At 33.2% G+C, this 25,217-nt stretch carries 19 protein-coding genes; 10 read left to right on the top strand and 9 right to left on the bottom strand.

Translation table 11 applies throughout. The annotated features are described in order from the left end of the window. Nucleotides 1-12 precede the first annotated feature (12 nt). Nucleotides 13-939 (top strand): ADP-glyceromanno-heptose 6-epimerase, encoded by a 927-nt coding sequence (gene rfaD, locus EV697_RS06235; protein WP_132023775.1) that lies wholly within the window; start codon nucleotides 13-15, stop codon nucleotides 937-939. Between the two features lie 128 nt (nucleotides 940-1,067). On the opposite strand, the gene EV697_RS06230 is transcribed toward rfaD, so the two are convergent. From EV697_RS06230 to hemC, 6 genes are all read right to left on the bottom strand, one after another. Continuing rightward, nucleotides 1,068-1,160: a methionine/alanine import family NSS transporter small subunit gene (locus EV697_RS06230; RefSeq protein ID WP_132023773.1), complete on the bottom strand. Its 93-nt coding sequence runs from the start codon at nucleotides 1,158-1,160 to the stop codon at nucleotides 1,068-1,070. Continuing rightward, nucleotides 1,160-2,671, bottom strand: a complete 1,512-nt coding sequence (locus EV697_RS06225; protein WP_132023771.1) for a sodium-dependent transporter — start codon at nucleotides 2,669-2,671, stop codon at nucleotides 1,160-1,162. The genes EV697_RS06230 and EV697_RS06225 overlap by 1 nt, the downstream gene beginning before the upstream one ends. Before the next feature lie 296 nt (nucleotides 2,672-2,967). Continuing rightward, nucleotides 2,968-4,254 (bottom strand): heme biosynthesis protein HemY, encoded by a 1,287-nt coding sequence (locus tag EV697_RS06220; protein WP_132023769.1) that lies wholly within the window; start codon nucleotides 4,252-4,254, stop codon nucleotides 2,968-2,970. Nucleotides 4,255-4,266: 12 nt separating this feature from the next. Beyond that, nucleotides 4,267-5,523: a uroporphyrinogen-III C-methyltransferase gene (locus EV697_RS06215; RefSeq protein WP_132024106.1), complete on the bottom strand. Its 1,257-nt coding sequence runs from the start codon at nucleotides 5,521-5,523 to the stop codon at nucleotides 4,267-4,269. 251 nt (nucleotides 5,524-5,774) lie between these two features. After that, a complete protein-coding gene (locus EV697_RS06210) occupies nucleotides 5,775-6,518 on the bottom strand; it encodes a uroporphyrinogen-III synthase (protein ID WP_132023767.1) in 744 nt (247 codons plus the stop codon). 13 nt (nucleotides 6,519-6,531) lie between these two features. Then, nucleotides 6,532-7,464 carry a hydroxymethylbilane synthase gene (hemC, locus tag EV697_RS06205; RefSeq protein ID WP_132023765.1) on the bottom strand — a complete coding sequence of 311 codons (933 nt, stop codon included), beginning with the start codon at nucleotides 7,462-7,464 and terminating at the stop codon, nucleotides 6,532-6,534. Nucleotides 7,465-7,611: 147 nt separating this feature from the next. Between hemC and EV697_RS06200 the strand changes: the two genes are divergently transcribed. From EV697_RS06200 to ppx, 5 genes are all read left to right on the top strand, one after another. Then, nucleotides 7,612-10,119 (top strand): class I adenylate cyclase, encoded by a 2,508-nt coding sequence (locus EV697_RS06200; protein ID WP_132023763.1) that lies wholly within the window; start codon nucleotides 7,612-7,614, stop codon nucleotides 10,117-10,119. Nucleotides 10,120-10,133: 14 nt separating this feature from the next. Further along, nucleotides 10,134-10,772 (top strand): response regulator, encoded by a 639-nt coding sequence (locus EV697_RS06195; RefSeq protein WP_132023761.1) that lies wholly within the window; start codon nucleotides 10,134-10,136, stop codon nucleotides 10,770-10,772. A 243-nt stretch (nucleotides 10,773-11,015) separates the two neighbouring features. After that, complete coding sequence (gene tamA / locus EV697_RS06190) at nucleotides 11,016-12,779, top strand: autotransporter assembly complex protein TamA (RefSeq protein WP_132023759.1); 1,764 nt, start codon at nucleotides 11,016-11,018, stop codon at nucleotides 12,777-12,779. A 24-nt stretch (nucleotides 12,780-12,803) separates the two neighbouring features. Beyond that, on the top strand, nucleotides 12,804-16,694 hold the full coding sequence (tamB, locus tag EV697_RS06185) for an autotransporter assembly complex protein TamB (RefSeq protein ID WP_132023757.1): 3,891 nt from the start codon (nucleotides 12,804-12,806) through the stop codon (nucleotides 16,692-16,694). A gap of 20 nt (nucleotides 16,695-16,714) precedes the next feature. Further along, nucleotides 16,715-18,259 (top strand): exopolyphosphatase, encoded by a 1,545-nt coding sequence (gene ppx / locus EV697_RS06180; RefSeq protein WP_132023755.1) that lies wholly within the window; start codon nucleotides 16,715-16,717, stop codon nucleotides 18,257-18,259. 109 nt (nucleotides 18,260-18,368) lie between these two features. On the opposite strand, the gene glmU is transcribed toward ppx, so the two are convergent. After that, nucleotides 18,369-19,733 carry a bifunctional UDP-N-acetylglucosamine diphosphorylase/glucosamine-1-phosphate N-acetyltransferase GlmU gene (glmU, locus tag EV697_RS06175; protein WP_132023753.1) on the bottom strand — a complete coding sequence of 455 codons (1,365 nt, stop codon included), beginning with the start codon at nucleotides 19,731-19,733 and terminating at the stop codon, nucleotides 18,369-18,371. A gap of 135 nt (nucleotides 19,734-19,868) precedes the next feature. On the opposite strand from glmU, the gene EV697_RS06170 reads away from it, so the two are divergent. Continuing rightward, nucleotides 19,869-20,978 (top strand): anhydro-N-acetylmuramic acid kinase, encoded by a 1,110-nt coding sequence (locus EV697_RS06170; RefSeq protein WP_132023751.1) that lies wholly within the window; start codon nucleotides 19,869-19,871, stop codon nucleotides 20,976-20,978. Between the two features lie 12 nt (nucleotides 20,979-20,990). Continuing rightward, nucleotides 20,991-21,905: an N-acetylmuramic acid 6-phosphate etherase gene (gene murQ / locus EV697_RS06165; RefSeq protein ID WP_132023749.1), complete on the top strand. Its 915-nt coding sequence runs from the start codon at nucleotides 20,991-20,993 to the stop codon at nucleotides 21,903-21,905. Nucleotides 21,906-21,975: 70 nt separating this feature from the next. Here murQ and EV697_RS06160 read toward each other — a convergent pair whose 3' ends face one another. Further along, complete coding sequence (locus EV697_RS06160) at nucleotides 21,976-22,377, bottom strand: helix-turn-helix domain-containing protein (protein WP_132023748.1); 402 nt, start codon at nucleotides 22,375-22,377, stop codon at nucleotides 21,976-21,978. 151 nt (nucleotides 22,378-22,528) lie between these two features. Here EV697_RS06160 and EV697_RS06155 point away from each other — a divergent pair, with 151 nt between their 5' ends. Next, the gene (locus EV697_RS06155; RefSeq protein ID WP_132023746.1) at nucleotides 22,529-22,969 is read left to right on the top strand and encodes an opacity family porin; all 441 of its coding nucleotides are present in this window, start codon (nucleotides 22,529-22,531) and stop codon (nucleotides 22,967-22,969) included. A gap of 184 nt (nucleotides 22,970-23,153) precedes the next feature. Here EV697_RS06155 and EV697_RS06145 read toward each other — a convergent pair whose 3' ends face one another. Then, nucleotides 23,154-24,614: an aminoacyl-histidine dipeptidase gene (locus EV697_RS06145; RefSeq protein ID WP_132023744.1), complete on the bottom strand. Its 1,461-nt coding sequence runs from the start codon at nucleotides 24,612-24,614 to the stop codon at nucleotides 23,154-23,156. 130 nt (nucleotides 24,615-24,744) lie between these two features. Here EV697_RS06145 and gpt point away from each other — a divergent pair, with 130 nt between their 5' ends. Further along, nucleotides 24,745-25,209, top strand: a complete 465-nt coding sequence (gpt, locus tag EV697_RS06140; RefSeq protein WP_132023742.1) for a xanthine phosphoribosyltransferase — start codon at nucleotides 24,745-24,747, stop codon at nucleotides 25,207-25,209. The last annotated feature ends 8 nt before the right edge of the window (nucleotides 25,210-25,217 follow it).

The raw sequence follows: 25,217 nt of genomic DNA, 5'->3' as shown, positions 1-25,217 counted from the left end.
AAGGGATAGATTATGATTATTGTAACAGGTGGTGCGGGATTTATTGGTAGTAATATTATTAAAGCACTTAATGAAATCGGTCGTAAAGATATTTTGGTAGTAGATAATCTAAAAGATGGAACTAAATTCATTAACCTAGTCGATCTTGATATTGCGGATTATTGTGACAAAGAAGATTTTATTGCCTCTATCGTAGCGGGTGATGATTTTGGGAAAATTGAAGCAATTTTCCACGAAGGCGCTTGTTCCGCAACAACAGAATGGGACGGTAAATATATTATGCATAACAACTATGAATATTCAAAAGAGTTATTGCACTATTGCTTAGATCGTCAAATTCCGTTTTTCTATGCCTCCTCTGCGGCGACCTATGGTGATAAAACAGAATTTGTGGAAGAACGTCAATTTGAAGGTCCGCTCAATGTTTATGGCTATTCCAAATTCTTATTTGATGAATATGTTCGCAAACTTTTACCAGAGGCACAATCCCCTATTTGTGGCTTTAAATATTTCAATGTATATGGGCCTCGTGAACAACATAAAGGAAGTATGGCAAGTGTTGCATTTCACTTAAATAACCAAATTCTAAAAGGTGAAAATCCTAAATTATTTGCTGGCAGTGAGCATTTTTTACGTGATTTTGTGTATGTGGGAGATGTAGCAAAAGTAAATATTTGGTGCTGGCAACAAGGCATTTCAGGCATCTATAACTGTGGTACAGGTAACGCTGAAAGTTTTGAAGAAGTAGCTAAAGCCGTATTGAAATATCATGGCAAAGGCGAAATTGAAACGATTCCATTCCCAGAACATTTAAAAAGTCGTTATCAGGAATATACTCAAGCCAACTTAACTAAATTGCGAGAAACTGGTTACAACGAACCTTTTAAAACCGTTGCAGAAGGTGTGGCTGAATATATGGTATGGTTAAATAAGAAATAAAGACACACAATAAAGCCATACTCATCGTAGTATGGCTTTATTATTTAAGTAAGACTTTCATTCTAAATCTTTTTAAAATTTAAAAACTTTGTATCCTTTCTTTTAGTGCGCTCTAAATTTTTATAAATTTATTCTTTTGGTAATCTTAAAAAAGAAATAACCAACCCGCCCCAAATAATAGTCAATGCAATTGACATCATAATGATTGCGCTAGTACTCATTATTTTTCTCCTTTATTAGCTGAATCTAAATACTTCCAAGGTAATCTTGATAACAGAAAAGCAATAACTAAAATACCAATAGCCATTCCCCACCCAAATGTATTTACAAACCAAGTAGGATAACCACCGTAACCTTCCGTCACGACTTTATGAACTTCCGTAAATAGCATATAAACAAGAACAATCGGTGTAACCGCACCAACAAGAACTCGCCATACCATTCCTAATTTAACAGAAGAAGTTTCATTGACGTGATCAGCTAATTTTGATAAAGACTCACTTAGTAAAATCGCATAAATTACAAATAATCCAACAGCAACAATACCAAAACTATTAACAAATTTATCCAATACATCAAGTACAGGTAGCCCAGTTGTTGTACCAAATAAAAGAATAGAAATAATTGCCATAGGAATACAAGTAAGAGCCGTAGCAACTTGACGTCTTATTCTTAATTTATCCTGTATTGAAGCAATAATAACCTCTAAGATCGACATTAATGAAGTAATACCAGCGAATAGCAATGATCCAAAAAATAAAATACCAACAAGTGCCCCGAAAGGTGCTTGATCAATAATTGCAGGGAAAGCGATAAACGCTAATCCAATACCAGACGTTGCAACTTCGCTGACCTCTTTGCCACCAGCTGTCGCCATAAAACCTAATGCGGCAAACACACCAATACCCGCAAGTAATTCAAAACTACTGTTTGCAAAACCAACTACCAATCCAGAACCAGTCAAATCACTATCTTTCTTTAAGTAGGATGAATAGGTGATCATAATTCCAAAGCAAATAGATAATGAGAAGAAAATCTGTCCATAAGCTGCAACCCAAACTGTCGGCTCTAATAATTTAGACCAATCTGGTGTAAACAATGCATCTAAGCCTTTTGCCGCACCAGGTAAAAATAATGCACTAATCACCAAGATAATAAACATTATTGTAAGTAAAGGCATAAAAAATGTCGCAGACTTACCAATTCCCTTTTGCACACCTAACGCAAGAATAACAAGTATAAATGCCCAAACACCGATCAATGGACCAACTATGTTACCAACAAAATCAAATCCTACTGAAGCACCTTCAGCCATTTGTAAAAAATCTTTAAAGAAGAAACTTGCAGGATCCGCTCCCCAAGCACTATTAAATGAAAAATAAGTATAAGATGCAGCCCAACCTAAAATAACCGCATAATATATAGCAATAATGATATTAATCATCACTTGCCACCAACCAAATGTTTCAAACCCTTTAGATAATTTGCGAAAAGCTAACGGAGGAGCTGCACGATATTTATGCCCAATGGCATAATCTAAAAATAACAGGGGAATACCAGCTGTTAAAAGTGCAATAAGATAAGGGAAAATAAATGCACCACCACCATTTTCATAAGTAATATAGGGAAAACGCCAAATATTCCCTAAACCCACTGCCGATCCTATGGCAGCAAAAATAAACGCTTTTCTACCAGAAAAGGTTTCTCGTTTATTTTTTATAGACTGTTTCATTGTGTTTACCTTTTGTTATAAATTTAAAGAGATTTAAAAATAACAAAAAACATAACTAACAGTCAATAGATGAAAAATCTAATAATTAGTATTAAATTAAAAATAAAAAGATAATAAATCCATATATAAAACAAAAAACAGAATTAAGCTTCAAAAACATAACCAAAATAACATTTATCACTATGATATCAAATAAACTTAATATTAAAAATATTTTACAAAAATGTAATATTTATACAAAAAAGCTATACCTTGAATATTCAAGATATAGCTTTTAATTCCGTCAGAAACAAAATTTACTTTTGCTCTAATAATATTTTGCTATCTTCAGCTAATTTAGGCGTACTATCTAATAATAAATCAACCTCTTGATCTTTAGCAAACATCGCTAATTTTACGCTTTCAAGACGAGTTTGTTGTGCCAGCTCTAGCTCACCATTTTTCTCGAATGCATAAATTGCCATTGTCGTATCATTACTTTGTAAACATTCTTTATTCGCAAGTACCTTCTTAAATAATTCACTCGCTTTTTCAAAATTACCTTTACGAATATATAAATAACCCAATGCACGATAAATACAACAACATTTACCATCATCATTTTTGACGCGTTTTTCTAATAATTTTAATAATTTCTTATTATCAGAGGCCTGCAGTCTCGTTAGTTGTAAGCATAAATCATTTTCAAGCTCACTACCTTTTTCTACTTTTTTCAAGGTTTCAATAACCAAGTCATAAGCACTATCATGGTCATCACTATCAATTAAACGACGAATCATACCAATTTTTACATACAAATCATTACGACGTTGACGAGGCTGATCTCCCCACCATTTTAATAATCCGTCTACGCCTTCTTCATTCATTTTTTCATCTAATAGCCCATCTTCCACTTGGCGTTGAAGAGTACTAAAATCTTGCGATGTATATAATCCTGATTTCTCAATACGATCTAGAATATCATCCAATGCTTGGTAAGCATGAGATTTGAGATAAATTTTGACTGCAAGCTTTAAAACTTCCTTATTCCGACTTGTCATTACTAACAAACTGTCAACGGCACTACGTGCGGCAGGTAATTTATTTTGTGCCAACAAGATTCTTGTACGAGCAATTTCAACAATTAAACTATCTTCTCCAGCAATTTCAGTCGCCTCAATTAAATAGCGATTGGCTGATAATTCATCACCTTGCTTTTGAGCAGCCGTTGCCGCTTTAATTAGATTAAGAACTGGCTCATTAGAATGTTTAGCACTCTTACCGATCAGTTTTTCTGCCTTTGAATAATCACCCTCATCCATTTTCATCAAACCTTGTAATGTCTGACGCTGAGCTTTCTCTCTTTTACGTTTTGAGAACCAAGTATAACTATTGCGACTTGCTCGTAGAAAACGAGTAATAATCCATTCAATACCATAGACTACAGCCATCAAACAAACAAAAATAACTACCAGCATAGTAATTGACAATTCATATCTATACCCAGCAGTTTCGATTAAAACATAACCTTGTTTACCAGACAAATAAGGTCCTGCGACTAAGCCAGCAAGTAACACTAGCATTAAAAATAGCACTCTTAACATACTCTATTTCTCCTATTGCTGTGTTTCATTTACTGTTTTAGGCGATATTTCAGAATTTTTTATAGTTTCAGATTCTTTTTTTAAGATCTCTGAGTTTTTCTCTGACAATAACTTATCTACTTTAATCTCAGGCTTATAAATTCCCTTTGATGATTTTCCAGACAATTTTTCCAAAACCGATAAACTGGTTAACTCTGTAGGTAAATCAACATAAATACTTTGTTCTGTAAGTTCATCAATTTCCTTTAAAAATACCTGTGTTGCTTCAGAATTAGTGTCAAAATAACTTCTTACCCAAGTTGCAACAAGATTTAGTGACTGCTTATATAAATCATTTTGTTGTCTAGGAATTGCCATAATTGCAATCTGTAAACGTAAACGAATATTTTCTCTTAAATAAATTTCTTGATTTGGAGCTAAAAGCTCTTTTACATCAGCATTCTTAGGCGTAATTCGAATAAAATGATTGAGGAATGAAGTCGCTGCTTTTGTCGCATTTTCTTTCCAATCATCAATAGATTCACTTATCTTACCATTATCTTCCGTTGAAAAATCTGTATTTAATATCACTAAATTATCAACTGCGTTAGCCAACTCTGATAAACGTTGCATTAACGCATTTTCATCAACAGAATTAATTGAAAGTAACTGTTTAATATCATCATTAATTGCTTTACGAACAGATATCATTTCTGGGTTAGATGATTTAGCTAATACTTTATCCGCTTCTTTTAATGAAGCTACGGAAGTATCAATATCATTATCTAATGCTAATTTTTGTAATGCGTGATTTAACAAAGAAACACTTTCAGATAATAAAATATCATTCGATTGTGTTGCAGCTTGAGCACCTGCTCCCAGCTGATTCAATTTAACTTGTAACGCTGAAATCGCTTGTTCTTTAACTGAAATATCTTTTTCTAAAAAAGAAATTTTTTCATTATTTTTATTTAAAATATCAGAAAGTGCGGTTAATTTAGAGGTAATATTTGCATAATCAGTGCTTGAATTTGATTGCGTAACGACATTTGTTTTATTTTGTATTTGTTGCTCAAGTTGTGTAAATTTACTTTGAAATTCAGCAATTTGTTTCTGTCCGCAGTAATAACCAACACCACCAATACCTAAAGCAATTAAAATAGCTAATATTGCCAGTGCTGTACCGCCTTTTTTAACAACAATCTTTTCTTCTGTTTTTTCTACAGATTTATCCATATTATCAGCTACCATATCTTTCTCATTGATGTCTTTTTCCTCCTTTGAACTCATTTGTTCTGAAGGATTTAAGGTTTCTTTCAGTTCCTCTGCACCTTTAATCTCTTTCTTGATATTTTCCACGTTAGGTTTTTCCTTGTTATTAATTACATTCTCTACATCAGAATGAATCACTCGCTTATTTTTTATTGACTGTGATTTTTTTGTCTGGTGATAATTTTTTTTCAATTTATTAGACTCACTTTCCGAATTTTTTGAAGGGAGTACATTATTCTCAACCATAATAATTGTTCCTTATGTTAATATTAATATAATAATTGCAATGTATGTAATAATGTCGAATTATCTGATTTATTAGAAATCACAGTGTCATTCCAACCATTACATTTAGCAACAGATGCAATTCTCTCACTTACAGTGATTAGTTGACAGTTTTTTAGCCAAAAATTTTCCTGTTCAAAAACAAAATACATCAAACAATTCAATGCTTCTAAGCTTGTAACTACTATTTTATCAATACCTGAACGTTGATATAAACTGATTTTTTCTCTATCATAATGAATAGGAATCCTTTGATAGCACTCAACAAAATTTACATTCGCTCCACGTAATTCGGCTTGCTCAGCAAATAAATCACGCCCACCATTTCCTCTAAGCACAAGTATATTTTTGTTCTCTATCTCCTGCATAGCTTGCATAGCCAACAAACCTTCAGTATTTTCTTCTAAAATTGGATATTGTACTTTTTGTGATATTTGTGAAGAAAAATACTCTGCTGTTCTATGCCCTACTGCAAAATAGTTGAGATCGGCTCGCCAAAGAAATCCTGTATTTCTTAATGCCATAGCAGCATACTGAACGGCATTTTTTGATACGGCGAAAACACAATCTGCAGAATCAAGTGCATTAAGTTGTAAAGGAAGACTATTTAGCTCTCGACCAGACTCAATGGAAAACAATGGTAGATGAATCGCAACAATGCCAATCTCATTTAACATATTAACCAACTGAATCCCTCGTTCATCGGGGCGAGTGACCAAAACTGTCATCAATAATAACCTTCTATGAATGATAAATTTCTCTTAAAATTTTATCTGCACCTTGCTCTAACAAACCTTTTGCAAGCTGAATTCCTAAATTTTCAGCATTAGAAACCGTACTTTTGCCTTCAACCTTAATAATATGCGAACCATCTAATTCCCCTACCAAAGCTCTCATATAAAGCTGATCATTTTCCTGAATCGCATATCCAGCTATGGGGACTTGGCAACCACCTTGTAAAAAATTATTCATTGCTCTCTCAGCAACAACACAATTTGTTGTTTCTTCATCAGATAAAGGGGCAAGTAGTGATTTAACTCTCAAATCATTTACCCTACATTCTATACCAATAGCACCTTGCCCAACGGCTGGCAATGAGATATCCACATCAATAAAAGAGGCAATTCTTGACTTTAATCCTAAACGGATCAGCCCTGCTCCAGCCAAAATGATAGCATCATAATCCCCACTATCTAATTTATTTAACCGAGTTCCTACGTTGCCACGTAAAGAGCGAATATCTAAATCTGGACGTAAATTTTTAAGCTGACACTGACGGCGTAAACTTGAAGTTCCTACAACACTACCTTGAGGTAATTCATCTAATGATCGGTATGAATTAGAAACAAATGCATCTCGAGGATCTTCTCGTTGACAAATAACTGATAGCTCCAACCCATCGGGAAAAACCATTGGAACATCTTTCATTGAATGAACGGCAATATCTGCTGTATGATTAAGTAAAGCCGTTTCTAGCTCTTTAACAAACAAACCTTTTCCACCTATTTTGGCTAAAGGAGTATCGAGAATAACATCTCCTTTTGTTACCATTGGAATTAGCTCAATAAGTAAATTAGGGTACAAATCTTGTAAGCGTTGTTTAATATAATTAGCCTGCCACAAAGCCAGTGGACTTTGGCGTGTTGCTATTTTTAAGGTATGTTTATTTTCCATAAAATAAGTATCTCTATTGTAACTGAGAGTTATCCTAACATTGTTAATTAAAAAAGTCAGTTTTCATTTAAAATTTTCACGTTTTTTTTGATTTATAATACTTCAAATGATAGAGTAATTGAGGTTAATTTTAGGTTGGAATATAGTTTGAAAAATAATCTAGACAATGCAAAAAAAAATGTAGAATACTTGGATAGATTACGCTTTAATCGTGCGATATCAAGTTCTTCTAAAGAGTTTCAACAAGTACTACAACTTATCACTTTATTACTACATATTAATCACCCATCTCTTGATGGCTATGTGGAAAATGTACCTTGTGGTATCGACAAGTTTCAACTGTCTATTTACCAACAGAAGTATCTACAAAATAATCTACCTGTAGATGTCTATTCGGAAATTCTACATAAACTAAATAGTAAACAAAAAAAGCCAACTATTTTAGGCGTTTATATTATGGGTAGTGTAGCTTCAATTAGCCAAACCCCTAGTTCTGATCTAGATATTTGGATATGTCATCCAAATAATTTATCTATAGCAAAGAAAAAGTTACTTTCTCAAAAAATGATGTTGCTACAAAAATGGGCAAATAATCTTGGTGTAGATATAACCCTTTACCTAATGACGCAACAACATTTTAAAAATTTTCGTAATACCGAGCCATTAACTATTAACAATAGTGGTTCTGCACAACATATGTTATTACTGGATGAATTCTATCGTTCTGCTATCCGTATCGCAGGTAAACCACTATTATGGCTACATCTAGATGTCGAAAATGAACAAGAATATGAACAAAGTGTTCAACAGCTCGTTGATAACAAGGTAATAAACTTAAATGATTGGGTGGATTTTGGGGGATTAGGTGCTTTTTCTGCTAACGAATATTTTGGCGCTAGCCTCTGGCAACTCTATAAAGGGATCGATGCACCTTACAAATCGGTTTTAAAAATTTTACTATTAGAAACCTATTCTTCGGAATATCCTAGAACCCATTTAATTGCTAAGGAATTTAAACAAAAATTACTACATAATAAATTCGACTTTCATTTTGATCCTTATCTCACTATGTTAGACAGGGTAAGTCAATACTTAACAAGTCTTAATGAAAAGAAACGATTAGATTTTATTAGACGTTGCTTCTATATGAAGGCAAATGAATTTGTAGAAAATACGGAAATAGAGCTAAAGTTAAATTGGCGATTTAACTATTTAAAAAAACTGACAAAAGAATGGGAATGGTCAGAAAAAACGATAGCTAATCTTAATCAACATAAACATTGGAAAATAAAGAAAGCGAAAGAAAGCCATAATAATTTAATCCAATATTTAATGTTTAGCTACCGTAATTTAATGTACTTTGCACGTAAACATAAACTAGATGCAAATATTGTCCCTCAAGATATATCCATATTGACTCGAAAGCTCTATACATCTTTTGAGGATCTTCCTGGAAAAGTTACTCTTCTAAATCAAGCCCTAGCAAGTGATTTATCCGAAGAACACCTTACCTTTATTGAAGTTCAAAATCATAAATCTTGTAAAGCGGGGTGGTATCTCATTAATCAGCAGCCTAATATTCAAGGTTTCCACCAACGACGTTATACCGAATATAGCGAAAATCTTAATAAGTTGGTCAATTGGGCTTATTTTAATGGATTACTAACTTCTCGTACTAATCTACACATTTCGAGCCAAACTGTCTCTTTGGAAAAATTGCGTCACTTTGTTGCAGACTTACGCTTATCCTTTCCTCTTCGTCGAATTTCAACATCTAATGAAGAACTCAATCAACAATGTGAGATTAAAAATCTTTCAGTTATTGTTAATTTAACGAAAGATCCAACTCAATATTTACAACAACCAAAATCAAATATTTTTGCAAGTGACCTATTTAGCTTTGGTCCAACAGAAGAAAGCCTTGTAGGAAGTATTGATTTAACATATCGTAATGTTTGGAATGAAATAAGAACTTTACACTTTGAAGGTGAAAATGCAATTCTTTTGGCATTAAAAGTGCTTTCTAACAAAATTTATCGTGGTTCCAAACGGCTCGAAACAGTGAATGTATTCTGCTACAGTCAATATTACCAAAATACACTACGCAACATTGTTTCTGCTTTAGTAAACAAGTGTATTAATATTCAGATAGGTACAGTAGATATACCTAAAAACAATTTATTACGTGTAGCTGGTAAAAACTGGCAATTTTTCTTTGAAGATAGAGGAATAAGCTTACAAGAAATTCATACTGTTCCTAATAAGAAAAATGAACTTGATGAGACATTACACACTCTTATTGAAGAAAAAGAATCTCAAATGATACAGAATAAAAGAAATTACCCTTATGAAATTGATGCTTTTGCTAGCGAAGGTTTTCTACAGTTTTTCTTTGAAGATAACGAAAAAGGCAAATTTAATGTCTATATCCTAGACGAAAATAATCATATTGAAGTTTACTATAATTGTGAAGGTAAAAAAGAACAAAAAATAGCAGAAATAAATCATATTTACCACTCTGCTAGCTTGGATGAAAATAATAATCCTTATAAAATAGTACAACATAATTTTAACTACCCACAATTTTATCAACTATTATCAAACAATGGTGAAAAAAGGATAGTACCTTTTCATAGTAAACTTGTTTCATCATAATTAAGGACTCAAATATGCAAGAAAAAACAAAAGTGCTTCTAATTGACGATCATCCACTTATGCGTCGTGGAATGAAACAATTATTAGAGTTAGATAATATTTTTGAAGTAATTGGCGATGCCGGCAATGGTAACGAAGGTGTGGATATTGCATTAAAGCTCGATCCAGATTTAATTATTCTCGATCTCAATATGAAAGAATTATCAGGATTAGATACATTAAAAGCATTACGTGCTGAAGGTATAAATTCTCGAATTGCCATTTTAACTGTCTCAGACTCTAAGAATGATATATTTTCGCTCATTGATGCCGGTGCAGATGGTTATTTGTTAAAAGACACTGATCCCGATATTCTTCTTTCACAAATTAAACAAATAGCAAAAGGAGAAATTGTTTTTAGCGATTCGGTAAAACAATCTCTAATGGAAAGACAATCTGCTGAAAACCCAATATATACCTTAACAGATAGAGAAATGGATGTATTAAGTTTAATTGCTACGGGGTTATCAAATAAACAGATAGCAGGAAAGCTTTTTATATCAGAAGAAACAGTAAAAGTACATATCCGCAACTTATTGAGAAAATTAAATGTACATTCTCGTGTTGCTGCAACTATCTTGTATCTCCAATATAATAGCAGTAGTATTGTTTAAAATAATTTCAAAAAATTTAAAAGTTACTCTTAATGAAAAGACAAACACAGTATTTTATTACTCTAAAAAATATTAAACATAATAACTAAAAAAGTCTACTTCTCTTTTTATGCTCGGTTTTTTATTAGAATCACTAAGTTATCTATTATGTCCTTGCATTCAAGACTTGATGAATGGTTTTAATTTATATACAAGCCCATAAAAAATTATGGGCTCTCTTGGGAATACCAAAGGAACGTGATTATGTCAAAAATTATAAATAAAAAAAATTCTATTATTCCTTGTATAGCACTGAGTTCCTTATTATTTCCATATAGTAAAGTCGCCCTTGCGGAACATACTGTCGATTTAAAAATAGTGGGTATAAAAGGCGTTAAGGCAATAGAAAGTGCCGATATCTATACAAAACAAATAGATAAAGAAGAAATGGATGGCTCAGAACGTTATCAACAATTAGTTAAAAATGCCATCGAAAAATCACTTCGCGTTTATGGTTATTATAGTGTTGCAATTAATTTTAGTTTACAACCTGCAACAGCTAAAAATAAACCTATTTTGGTGGCAACAGTTAATGCTGGAAAACAAACCCTGATTGAAAATGCCGAAATAGAAATAAAAGGTGAAGCTAAAACAGATCCTGAATTTCAATTATTGGAGAAAAAAGCGGCGAAAAAAGGGGATATGTTATATCACTCTATTTATGATCAATATAAAAATGATTTTAAAACACTCGCTTTATCCCGTGGTTATTTTGATTCATTTTTTGAAGTATCTCGTTTAGAAGTAAAACCTTCTACTTATCAAGCTTGGTGGAAACTAATATTCAATAGTGGACAACGTTATAAATTTGGTAAATTTACATTTAAAGATAGTCAAATTCGTGAAGATTACTTACGTAATATGATGCCGATGAAAACGGGCGATGATTATTTGATCAATAAATTATCAATGCTAACAAATGAATACAGCTCTTCAAATTGGTTCAATTCGGTATTATTACAACCACAAATAGATTCTGAAAATAAACTCGTTAATGTTGAAGTACTACTTTATCCACGGAAGAAAAATGCGATGAATATAGGAATCGGTTACACTTCCGATGTAGGTCCACGTTTCCAGTTAGGCTGGCGAAAACCTTGGATAAACGATAGAGGTCATAGTTTCAGAACTAATTTATTTTATTCTTCTCCAAGACAGAGTGTTGAAGCGACTTACAAAGTTCCATTATTAAAAAATCCACTAAAATATTATTATGAAATATCTGCTGGATTAGAAAATGAAACAGAGAATGATACAGACACAACGGCAATCACGTTGGCAGCCTTACGTTACTGGAATAGAGAGAAAGGTTGGCAACATTCTTTAGGAATAAAAGTTCGTTATGACGCCTATACACAAGCTGGATATACCAATAAATCCTTGCTAGTTTATCCGACTGCTTCAATAAATAGAACTAGATTACAAGGCGGGCTTTTCCCTCAATGGGGAGATAGTCAAAAACTAACAATAGATGTCGGCAATAAAATATGGGGTTCCGACACTAATTTTATAAAAATTCAAGCATCAACAGCTTGGCTTAGAACCTTTGAAAAAAATCATCGTGTTATTGCTCGTGCTGAAATAGGCTGGTTACACACTAAAAATATCAACAATATCCCACCATTATTACGCTTTTTTGCAGGGGGAGATCGTAGTGTAAGAGGCTATGGTTATAAAAAAATAGCACCTAAAAATAAGAATAATAAACTAGTTGGTGGCAATCGCTTACTCACAACAAGCTTAGAATATCAATATCAAATTTATGACCAATGGTGGTTAGCGACATTTGCAGATAGCGGATTTGCAGCAAACGATTTTAAGACATCAGAGCTGCGTTATGGAACTGGAGTAGGTATAAGATGGGCATCACCAGTCGGTGCAATTAAACTTGATATCGCAACACCTATCCGAGATAAAAATGGAAGTAAAAATATTCAATTCTATATTGGACTAGGATCGGAATTATAAATATTAGATGAAGAGATAAAGAGAATGACAGATAAAATAGACGATGTAGAAAATACAACAAATCAGAAAATAGCCCCCCCTAGAAAAAAAAATAGATGGAAAGTGATTTTCTATGTTGTAAGTGCGATTATAATTTTACCTATTTTGCTACTAATTATAATATCAACAACTAATTATGGTCAAAAAACAGCTATCCAAATTATAGATAAATTAATGGATAACTTAACGATTGAAATGGTAAGTGGCAATTTACAAGATGGCTTAACATTAGAAAAAATCCAATATCAATCAAAAGGTGTTAATACTTCTATTGATAAAACAGATATAAAATTAGATTTCTCTTGCTTATTAAAAGCAAAAATCTGCTTACAAAATTTCTCTATTGACAATCCGAAGATCGATATAGATACCACTTTACTGCCTATTTCAGAACAAACATCTGATAAAAACAATGATATTCACAAAATCCATTTACCTATTTCAATAGAAGCAGATAATATTAGTGTTAATAATCTAGAATTAATGATTGATAATAACAAAATTGATTTACAAAAATTCCAAACTTCTTTCAACTTAAATAATGACACGGGACTAACTTTACAAACAACACAGATTAACCAATTACTCATTCAAACTCAACAAATAGAAAAAGCCGTCTCTAAGTCTGAAATAGCTCAAAAACAACCTATTGATTGGGATAAATTAGAACAACAATTTACTCCGGCCCTATTAGGTAACTTAAAAGAAATTGAGCTACCCTTTGATATTCATATAAAAGGCATTCAGGGAACCGATTGGCAATATCAACAACTAACCAAGAAAAATGCCCAAAACATTCTAATAAGCAATTTCTTATTACAAGCGGATGCTACAGATTATGAGGTAGCACTAGAAAAATTTGATATTGATAGCTCATTAGGTCAAATAAATGCAAACGGAAAATTATCGTTAAAAGATAATTTTCCAATCGATCTTAATGTCCAAACAAATATTGATGAATTCAGCCAAAATAATCAGATACTATTACCTAAAACAAATGTAAATTTGATCGTATCAGGTTCACTTAAAGAACAAACCAAAATAGCTTTAACAACGGAAGGAATTACTAAAAGTACAATCAAAGGTGAGTTCTATTTAAATCAACCTAAAACACCATTAAATTTAAAATTGGTCACAGAATATCTACAATATCCTATTGATAAAAAAGCGATAGATCCACTAAAAATACAAAATATTGACATAGCTATTCAAGGTAATTTACTTGATTATCAAATCGCATTATTAACTAACATTGAAGGTATGAAAATACCAAAAACTGAAATTGATACCAGTATTGAGGGAACATTATCCTCTATTGATATACAACATCTCAATCTAAGCACATTGGAAGGTACTACGAATTTACAAGGAAAACTAAGCTGGCAAGATGAGATAAAGTGGCAATCATCATTAGATTTAAACAAGCTTAATTTTTCTACTTATCTATCACAATTTCCAGCTATTTTGTCAGGAAAAATACAATCGACTGGACAAATAAAAGACAATAAATATTTAATTAATATTCCCAATATAGATATTACTGGCACCATATCCAAACAGCCAGTATCTCTTAAAGGTAACGTCAATATTAGTTCAGAAAAATTGTTAGATATTCCTCATCTATTACTCAATTATGGTGAGAATAAAATTGCTATAGAAGGTTACTTAAGTGAGCAATCTGATCTTAATTTGGATATCAATGCCCCGAATTTATCAGGCTTACTACCTAATTTAACGGCAACATTATTTGGTAATGCGAAATTATCAGGGAACATTACCTCGCCCAATCTTAAAGCAGATCTTGTAGGTAGTAATATCAAATTCCAAGAGCTACGTTTAGCTAAAATGGATATAAAAGCAGACATACAATCTGATCAACTTATTCAAGGTTATATCAACCTTGATATGAAAGATTTCAGTTACAATGATATTAAACTAAATATCATCAAACTAACCGCGAAAGGAGATGAAAAAGATCATAAAGTTCAGCTTCAATCTCAAGGAAAACCTGTTGACCTTAATCTTGATTTATCTGGAAAATTTGACCGCACTTCTCAACAATGGCAAGGTATTCTAAGTGGAATCAATCTGTCTTCACCAATAGGAAAATGGACCACAAATAAAAATGTACATATTGGTTATGATAATAATACAACATCAGCAAGTATTAATGCACATTGTTGGCAAAATACAGATATTGATTTCTGCTTACCAGAAACATTTAATGTGGGTAAAAGCGGAAAAGTTCCTTTCGATATCAAAAGAATAAATCTTGATATCGTAAATAAACTTATTGAAAAAGAAACCTTAAAAGGAGAATTACAAAGTAAAGGAACGGTTGCTTGGTTCACAGATAAACCTTTGGCTCTCGAAATGCAAATAACGGGTAATAATTTATCTATAATGCAAAAAATTGATTACCGAAAATTTAAACTAGCTATCCCAAGGTTACAACTAAACGCGGGATTAAAAAACAATAACCTTGATATTAATTCAACAATTGATATTGAAAATCAAGGAAAAATTCTTGCGAATATCTTATTAAAAGACTTAGTTAATGAGAAAAAATTATCAGGTTCATTAAAAGTGGCAGGTGTTAATCTTAATTTAGCGAATCAATTACTATCAAGCAACGAACGCATTGATGGTAATGTCTTAGCTGATTTAACCCTCAATGGATCCCTTAAAAAACCATTACTAAATGGCTCTTTCAACGTTGACAATATCAAAGCAAAAATTAAAAATCTTCCTTTTGATATTAGTAACGGTAAAATTAATCTTGCATTTCAAGGAAATAAGTCCACATTAGATGGAAATATTCAAACAATCGACAGTCAATTAAATATAAAAGGTAATGCAAGCTGGAATAGCTTAGATGATTGGAAAACTGCATTAAAAATTAACGGCGATAAATTTAATGTAAAAATACCGTCTATCGCAAAATTAAAAATTACCCCAGATATTGAAATTACGGCAAATCCCAAAGTGCTTGAATTATCTGGATTAATAGATATACCTTGGGCAAGAATAGAAATAGAAGAATTGCCAGACAATGCTGTACCAATTAGTGAAGATGAAATTATTTTAGATGGACCAAATAAGAGCAAAGCACTCAAAATAGGGCGTGCCCCAATAGCTGCCAAAACTAAAAGTGGTATTGAAATACGTTCCAATCTTAAAATTAAAATTGGTAATGATGTAACCCTAAACGCTTATGGGCTAAATACTAAATTAAATGGTTTATTATCAGTACAACAAAGTAAAGGGAATTTGGGGTTATATGGTCAAATAAACCTTAAAGACGGACGGTATTCATCTTTTGGTCAAGATTTAATTATTAAAAAAGGGTTAATTAGTTTCTCTGGGGAAACAACGCAACCAATGCTAAATATCAAAGCAATTAGAAATCCAAGCTCAATGGAAAATCAAAATGTAACAGCAGGGGTCAATATTGTAGGTGTTGCAACAAGTCCCGAAGTAACGGTTTTTGCACAACCAAGTACCTCACAAGCTGAAGCATTATCCTACCTACTCACTGGACGTTCTTTAGAAAATAGTGGAGAAGCGGGTTCTGGCGGCTCAATTGGTGCAGCATTACTTGGGATAGGGCTATCTAAAAACGGAAAACTACTTGGTGGTATAGGAGAAGCCTTTGGAATTCAAGACTTAAATTTAGGTACTTCTGGAGCAGGGAATAGTTCTAAAGTTGAAGTAAGCGGTTACATTACCCCTAGATTACAGGCTAAATATGGTATAGGTTTATTTGACGGACTTGCTGAATTTACGCTACGTTATAGATTATTGCCACAACTTTATCTTCAATCTGTTTCAGGAGTAAACCAAGCTGTTGATTTACTTTATGAATTTGAATTCTAACTTTAATGGTGAAAATAGTTATGTTACAAGAAAAATCGTCGACAAAAACCACCGCTCTTTCTACTGAAAATAATATCAGGGAAATAGCGGCGATTGATCTTGGTTCAAATAGCTTTCATATGATTATAGCCAGAATAATCAATGGTTCGGTACAAATACTCTCGAGATTAAAACAAAAAGTACAACTTGCGAATGGTTTAGATGAACATAATGAACTTAGTCAAGAAGCTATTTCTCGAGGCGTGAATTGCCTTGATTTATTTGCAAAGCGACTACGAGGTTTTGATCCACAAAATATCAATGTTGTCGGTACCTATACCCTACGTCGAGCCACGAATAATCAAACGTTTCTCAAGCAAGCTCAACAAGTTTTTCCTTATCCAATTAATATCATTAGTGGCAAAGAGGAAGCTAAAACAATTTATGCCGGTGTTTCTCATACTCAACCAGAGCAAGGTCGGAAATTTGTTGTAGATATTGGTGGTGGCTCCACAGAAATGGTTATTGGCGATAATTTTCAACCTATTATTGCCGAAAGTCGCCATATGGGTTGTGTTAGTTTTGCCCAAAAATATTTCCCCAATGGTCAAATATCCCCAGAAAACTTCCAAAAAGCAAAACAAAGTGCATTAGATAAAATTGAAGATTTAGCCTTTGAATATAATCAGCTTGGCTGGCAATATGTGCTTGGTTCATCTGGAACAATTAAAACAGTTCACCAAGTAATAATAGCTAACTTAAGTGCCGATGGAATAATTACAGCACAGCACTTAGAAAAACTAGTCCAAAAAGTACTTGCGGTTTCTCATTTTAATCAACTTAACCTATCGGGATTAAATCCAGATCGTACTGATGTTTTTGTGCCTGGTCTTGCAATTCTAACCGCTATCTTTGAAACATTTAATATCCAAACAATGCGTTATTCTGATGGGGCATTAAGAGAGGGAATAATTTATAGTTTGGAAAAATCTTTTCAAGTTTGTGATATCAGACAACGTACTGCTACGGGGTTAATCAAACAATTTAATATTGATGAAATACAATCAAAACAAGTATTTCTTAGTACATTATTATTAGCAAAACAATGTTGGTATTGGGAAAATAAATCGCAAGAAAAAGAAATAAAAGAAATTTTATATTGGGCGGCGAAACTTCATGAGGTAGGAATTACCATCAACCATAACAACTTACAAAAACACTCTGCTTATATTCTTAAAAATATAGAATTACCTGGTTTTGATAATGACCAGCAACATTTATTGTCAACACTAACAAGATATCAAATACAATATTTTAAATTAAGCGATCTCCCAAACTTCACTCGCTATAAGCAAAAAGATATTCTTCAACTAATTTGTTTACTCCGTTTAGCCATTATTCTTAATAAGGCAAGACAAGCAACGGAACATACGAATAAAATCTCACTAAAAATTAACCGCACTTTAAATAAATGGTCGCTTATTTTTGAAAAAGATTATCTTGAGAAAAACCCATTAATCAAAAATGATCTTTCTGCAGAAAAAGACTTTTTAAATTCATTAAAATTGAAATTAAACTTTAAATAACAAGCTATATTTTGATCTGCCTTTAAAAACTAGATAGCTAAATAATTCAAAGACTGAGTTCAATATAATATTGAACTCAGTCTTTTTTTACTAATAAAGATAATTTTTATTATTTCTTCTTAGTCGGACGCTGCCAGCCTTGAATATGACGCTGTGGCACACGTGTAATCACTAACTCATTTTCAGCGATGTTCTTAGTAATCGTTGCTCCTGCCCCAATGGTCGCTCCATTAGCCACAGTTACTGGTGCGACTAATTGGGTATCCGATCCCACAAAGACATTATCGCCAATGACTGTTTTAAATTTATTCGCACCGTCATAATTACAAGTAATTACCCCAGCACCAATATTACAATCTTGACCAACTTCGGCATCGCCTACATAAGTCAGGTGGTTCACTTTAGAGCCTTTACCAATTTGTGATTTTTTAATTTCTACAAAGTTACCGACGTGTGTTTCTTCTGCTAACTCTGCCCCTGGACGTAAACGTGAGAATGGTCCAATAATCGCTTTTTTACCCACAATCGCATTTTCAATCACTGAATAAGGTTTAATTTCCACATCATCAGCAATTTCACAATTTGTTAAAACACAACCTGCCCCAATACGAACACGATTACCCAATGTTACTTTCCCTTCAATGATCACATTCACATCAATTTCCACATCTTTTCCATGAACTAATTCACCACGTAAATCAAAACGTTCAGGATCAGCAAGCATAACCCCTGCTAATAATAAATTTTTAGCTTGTTTACGTTGGTAATAACGTTCTAATGCAGCCATTTGTAAACGATTATTCGCGCCTTCGACTTCCATAACATCAAGGGCTTCTACGGCAACAACCTGACAATCATCTTGATTCGCTAAACCAATCACATCAGTCATATAGTATTCGCCTTGAGCATTATTATTATCAAGACGCGCTAACCATTTCTTAAAGCTTGCTCCATCAGAAACCATCACACCGGTATTCACTTCCGTAATCTTCAATTGTTCAGTATTCGCATCTTTTTGTTCAACAATTGCAACCACATTACCATTTTCACGAATGATACGACCATAACCTGTCGGATCATCAAGATTTACTGTTAATAACGCAATCCCTTTCTCTGGTTTTGCCGCAATTAACTTCTCAAGAGTTGCTTTGGTAATTAACGGACCATCTCCATAAAGCATTAAAATATTTTCATCATCTTGGAAAAATGGTGCTGCTTGTTGCATTGCATGACCTGTCCCTAATTGCTCCGTTTGTAGTACCCAATTTACTGGCTCATCTTGCAAACGGGCTTGCATAACATCACCACCATGCCCATAAATTAAGTGAATATTTTCCACATTTAATGTTTTAACGGTATCAATAACATGTTTTACCATCGGTTTGCCTGCAATAGTATGCAAGACTTTTGGTAAGTCAGAATACATACGAGTTCCTTTACCTGCGGCAAGAATAACTACACTTAATTTTGTCATAATGTTCTCTTTTATTATCAGTGATCAACTTGTTGCATTTTATAACAGAATAATCGTAAATAAAAATTACTCTGCACTTTTATTGATAAGTATAATATTATTATGGAATCGTTTTCCTAAAGAAAGGATAAATCAATGCAATCCCAGTATTATATTGGTGTAATGTCCGGCACTAGCCTAGATGGTGTCGATCTTACTTTAATGGATTTCAAAGGGAACAACCCTAAAATTATCGCAACAGATTTTGTTCCAATGCCTTTAAATTTACACAAAAAATTGACCGCACTTTTGCATTCAGGACAAACCAGCTTACAAAATCTAGGTGAAATAGATCATCAATTAGGCAATCTTTATGCTGAAAGTATCAACCAATTTTTGCGTAAACATTCGCTTACATCAACAGATATTCAAGCGACTGGCTGTCATGGGCAAACCATTTGGCATGCACCACAAGGGGATTATCCTTTTACGATGCAAATAGGCGATATGAATATTATTGCCGCCAAAACACAAATTACAACCATTGCCGATTTTCGCCGTAAAGATATGGCTTATGGTGGACAAGGTGCACCTTTAGTTCCTGCTTTTCATCAAGAACTATTTTCAAACCCAAATAGAATTACCGTAGTCCTGAATATCGGTGGTATTAGTAATATTTCCTGTCTAATCCCCAACCAACAAACAATTGGTTATGATACAGGTCCAGGAAATACCTTATTGGATAGTTGGATTAATAAACATTTAGGGCAACCCTACGACAAAAATGCACAATGGGCAAAAACAGGAAAGATAAATAATAACTTACTTCAAGTATTATTAGATGAACCTTATTTCTCAATACCAGCACCGAAAAGCACTGGACGAGAATTATTTAATTTAGCTTGGTTAGAAAAAAAGTTAAAAAATTTTACCGCACTTTTACCAGAAGATGTACAAGCAACATTAGTAGAATTAACGGTACAATGCACAGCACAACAACTGCAACATATCCAAAGCGAATTACCTTGCTTATTATTGGTTTGTGGCGGTGGCGCTAAAAATCCATTAATTATCGAAGGATTACAAGAATCCCTCCCACAATGGCAAGTAGCCACTACCACAGACTATGGTATAGATATAGATTATGTTGAAGCTGCGGCATTTGCATGGCTTGCTTACAAACGTATAAATAATCAATCTTCAAATTTACCGATGGTAACTGGTGCAAAAAATGCGGTCAGTTTAGGGGTAATTTACCCTAAATAAAAGGAAATCAAAATGGCAGAACAACATTTATTACACACCCTTTCACAACTAATTACGGAACAACGCAATCCCAACTCAATACATCTTGATCAGCTTTCTGCAATAGAAATCGTTACGTTAATGAATAACGAAGATAAACAAGTGCCTATTGCCATAGAAAAATGCTTACCACAAATTGCAGCATTAGTAGAAAAAGTAGTGTTAGCTTTCCAACAAGGTGGACGGCTAGTTTATATAGGAGCCGGAACAAGTGGACGTTTAGGGGTATTAGATGCATCTGAATGTCCGCCAACTTTTGGGGTTTCATCTGAAATGGTTAAAGGTATCATTGCGGGGGGAGAGCGAGCATTACGCTATCCTATTGAAGGAGCAGAAGACAACCCCAATGCCGCTGTGATTGATTTAGAATCTATTCAATTTTCAAAAAAAGATATTTTAGTAGGGATTGCCGCAAGCGGTCGAACCCCTTATGTCATTGGGGGCTTAAACTACGCTAAACAACTGGGTGCAACTACTGCTTCTATATCAAGTAATCCTCACTCCGCAATGTCACAAATTGCTGATATTATCATTGATACCATTGTAGGTGCAGAAGTATTAACTGGTTCGAGCCGCTTAAAATCAGGTACGGCACAAAAATTAGCCTTAAATATGATTACAACAGCCAGTATGGTACTAATGGGAAAATGCTACCAAAATCTGATGGTTGATGTTCAAGCCTCTAATAAAAAACTTGTTGCTCGTGCAATCCGTATTGTTATGCAAGCCACAGAATGCACAAGAGAACAGGCAGAACAAACCTTACAACAAGCAAATAACAATGCTAAATTGGCTATTTTAATGATATTAACTAATTCCGATAAAAATACGGCTGAAAAGCTTTTAGCTAAACATCAAGGGAAGTTAAATGAAATATTGAAAAGCTAAATTAGAAATAGAAAAGTGCGGTTGAATTTGACCACACTTTAATAAATATCTTAAATAAATATAGGCAATTCTATTTATTATCTGATTTTGTTTGTAATTTTAGTAGCTCAATAATTTCTCTTAGAGACTTTATTTCATTATCTTTTTGTTCAAGAATCTGCTCTTTATGAGAAATAATTAATTTTAATTTTTCATTTTCAATAGAGGCATCATTATTAGCGTAATAATTGGAGCTGAGTTGACTATTCTCACTAATTAAAAAACAGATATTTTTTTCTGAAGACTGGATTAATTCTATTAAATCAATATCAAGAATTTGAGCGATTTTTTCAAGTTTATCTAGATAAAGTTTTGTTTCTCCTCGCTCAATTTTTGCATAACCACTTGGCGACATATTTAATTTTTCAGCCATTTCTTCCTGAGACCATTGACGCACTTCTCGCATCAATCTAATTTTCTCATGTGTACCCATTGATTATCTCCACTAATTGAGTTTTTCTTGAAATAAAACGACAGAAAACTGTCTTTTTTTGATCTAGATAACATAACTACTCGTAATTAATATAGATCTGTATTTTATGCAAATTACATTTCTATTTTTACATAATTAAGGATTTTATTCTATGAAAAAATTGTTAATAGCCACTATTCTCTCAACAACGATCATATCTGCATCAGCAACAGAGCTCCCTGTTATTGACTCATACGGAATTTATTTTCAAGGTGATATAGGAGTCTCTAATATAAAATTTACTGATGAGGATTTTCCTAAACTACCTAAACAAAAAATATCTACACAAAGAATTAGTTTAGGATATTATTACAATAATTCTCGATTTTCATTGGACTATACTAATATTGAACAAATAAAATGGAAATATTTGCTTGGTAACCTAGATTTGAAAGTAAAATCATTTGGTTTTTCTATTTTCCGTGATTTTGAATTTTCCAGTAATCTTGTTCCTTATTTAGGTTTCAGATTATCCCTGAATAAGGCTAATATGCTTCATAGTTATTTCAATATCCCTTTTGTTGAAACCGAAACCTCAAGTGTTGGATACTGAGCCCTTGCTGGTCTTCAAGTTAAAATAAATGAAAATTTTAGTATTAATTTAGGTGCAGAATACAATGTTCTATTTAAAGATCTTCATCAATATGGTGGAAATGTAGGAATTAGATTTAATTTTTAATTAAATAATATTTAATTAAAAACGGCATTTTATAATTTGATAAAATGCCGTTTCTATTTTACTTAACTGGCACTTCCGCCAAAATCTTCGTCAATAATTTCCAATAAGTTTGCACCGCAGGGATATGTACTTTCTCATCAGGAGAGTGAGCATTGCGGATTGTTGGGCCGATTGAAACCACATCTAAATTCGGATAGATTTTTTTCAATAAACCACATTCAAGCCCTGCGTGAATTACTTTAATTTCAGGCGCATAGCCTAAAATCTCCGTATACACTGTCTTAGTCAATTCAAGAATTGGGCTATCGTTATGCGGTTCCCAACCAGGATATGCTCCTGAAAGAATCACTTTACTCCCAGAAATATTTGCCAATGATAGCAATAAGCTATCCACATATTCTCTACCGCTTTCGATTAATGAACGTAACAAAATCGTTGCATTAACTGAACTGTCTTGTGTCTCTAATACACCAACACTTAATGATGTTTCTACTACATTCTCTACCACATCACTATTACGAATAATACCATTTGGTAAGGCATTTAATGTATTAATTACCCTTGCTGTTGATTCTTTATCAAAGATATTTTGAGGTAAATCTTTACTTACCACAGAGAATGTCAAATTTGGTTCAGCAATTGCTAATTCGGCTTTTAATAATACTTCAAAATTTTTGACCGCACTTTCTAGTATTGATGCATCACCATTGAAACAAATTGTGACAAATGCTTCTCTTGGAATCGCATTACGAACCGAGCCACCAGAAATTTCAGCTAGTGTGAAAGTAAAATCTGATTGGGATTGTTGTAAATTTGCAAGGAAACGTACAATCGTCTTAATTGCATTAGCACGTCCTGTATGAATATCACAACCAGAATGCCCACCACGTAAACCTTTTAATATAATCTGATAGCTATGTTTATAAGTATTGTGAATACGATTAACCGGAATTTCAAAATCAGCATTTTCACCGCCTGCACAGCCGATATAAATTTCGCCATCTTCTTCCGTATCCGTATTAATCATAATATTTGATTTTAGCCAATTTGGACGTAAACCTAATGCTCCCTCCATACCGCTTTCTTCTGTCATAGTAAGCAATACTTCAAGTTCTGGATGAGGGATATTATCACTATCTAATACGGCTAAAGTTGAGGCCATACCAATACCATTATCCGCTCCTAATGTAGTGCCCTTTGCCGTTACCCATTCACCATCAATGTAAGGTTGAATAGGATCTTTTGCAAAATCATGTTTTGTCCCTTCATTAGCTTGTGGCACCATATCCAAATGTGCTTGTAATGCGATAGATTGGCGATTTTCCATGCCTTTTGTTGCTGGTTTACGAATTAATACATTACCTACTTCATCTCTTTCTACATAAAATCCCTTTTGTTTTGCCCAATTTACAATAAATGTAGCAATTTGTTCTTCTTGATAAGAGGGATGAGGAATTGCACAAATTTGATCGAACCATTGCCATAACAATTTAGGTTCTAATGTTTTTATTTCTGACATTTTATTACCTTTATTTATAAATAAATCGTTTGAAAATCATAGCATAAAAATGGGTTTTAGGTTATCCTAACGCAATTTTTATTTATTCGGTCTCTTTAGAGTCACAAAAATTTTACAAATAGGGTGAATTATGAGTGAAAAATATGTTGTAACTTGGGATATGTTCCAAATGCACGCACGTAAATTATCAGAACGTTTGCTTCCAGCCTCACAATGGAAAGGCATTATTGCAGTAAGTCGTGGTGGCTTATTTCCTGCAGCAGTGCTAGCAAGAGAATTGAATATTCGCCATGTTGAAACTGTCTGTATCGCAAGTTATGAGCATAATCAACAGGGTGATTTAAATATTATACATGCCGCAGAAGTAGAAAATGGCGGTGAAGGTTTTATCGTTATTGATGACTTAGTAGATACCGGAAATACCGCTAAAGCCGTTCGTGAATTATATCCTAATGCACGCTTTGTAACCGTATTTGCTAAACCAGCTGGTGCTTCATTAGTTGATGAATATGTAATTGATATTCCACAAAATACTTGGATTGAACAGCCTTGGGATATGGGAATTTGCTTTGTTCCACCATTAGCAAGAAAATAATCAACAAT

It is taken from the genome of Bisgaardia hudsonensis, assembly GCF_004345785.1.
Lineage (GTDB): Bacteria > Pseudomonadota > Gammaproteobacteria > Enterobacterales > Pasteurellaceae > Bisgaardia > Bisgaardia hudsonensis.
Note: the sequence above shows the minus strand (reverse complement) of the source record. Positions and strands in the feature narration are given on the sequence as shown.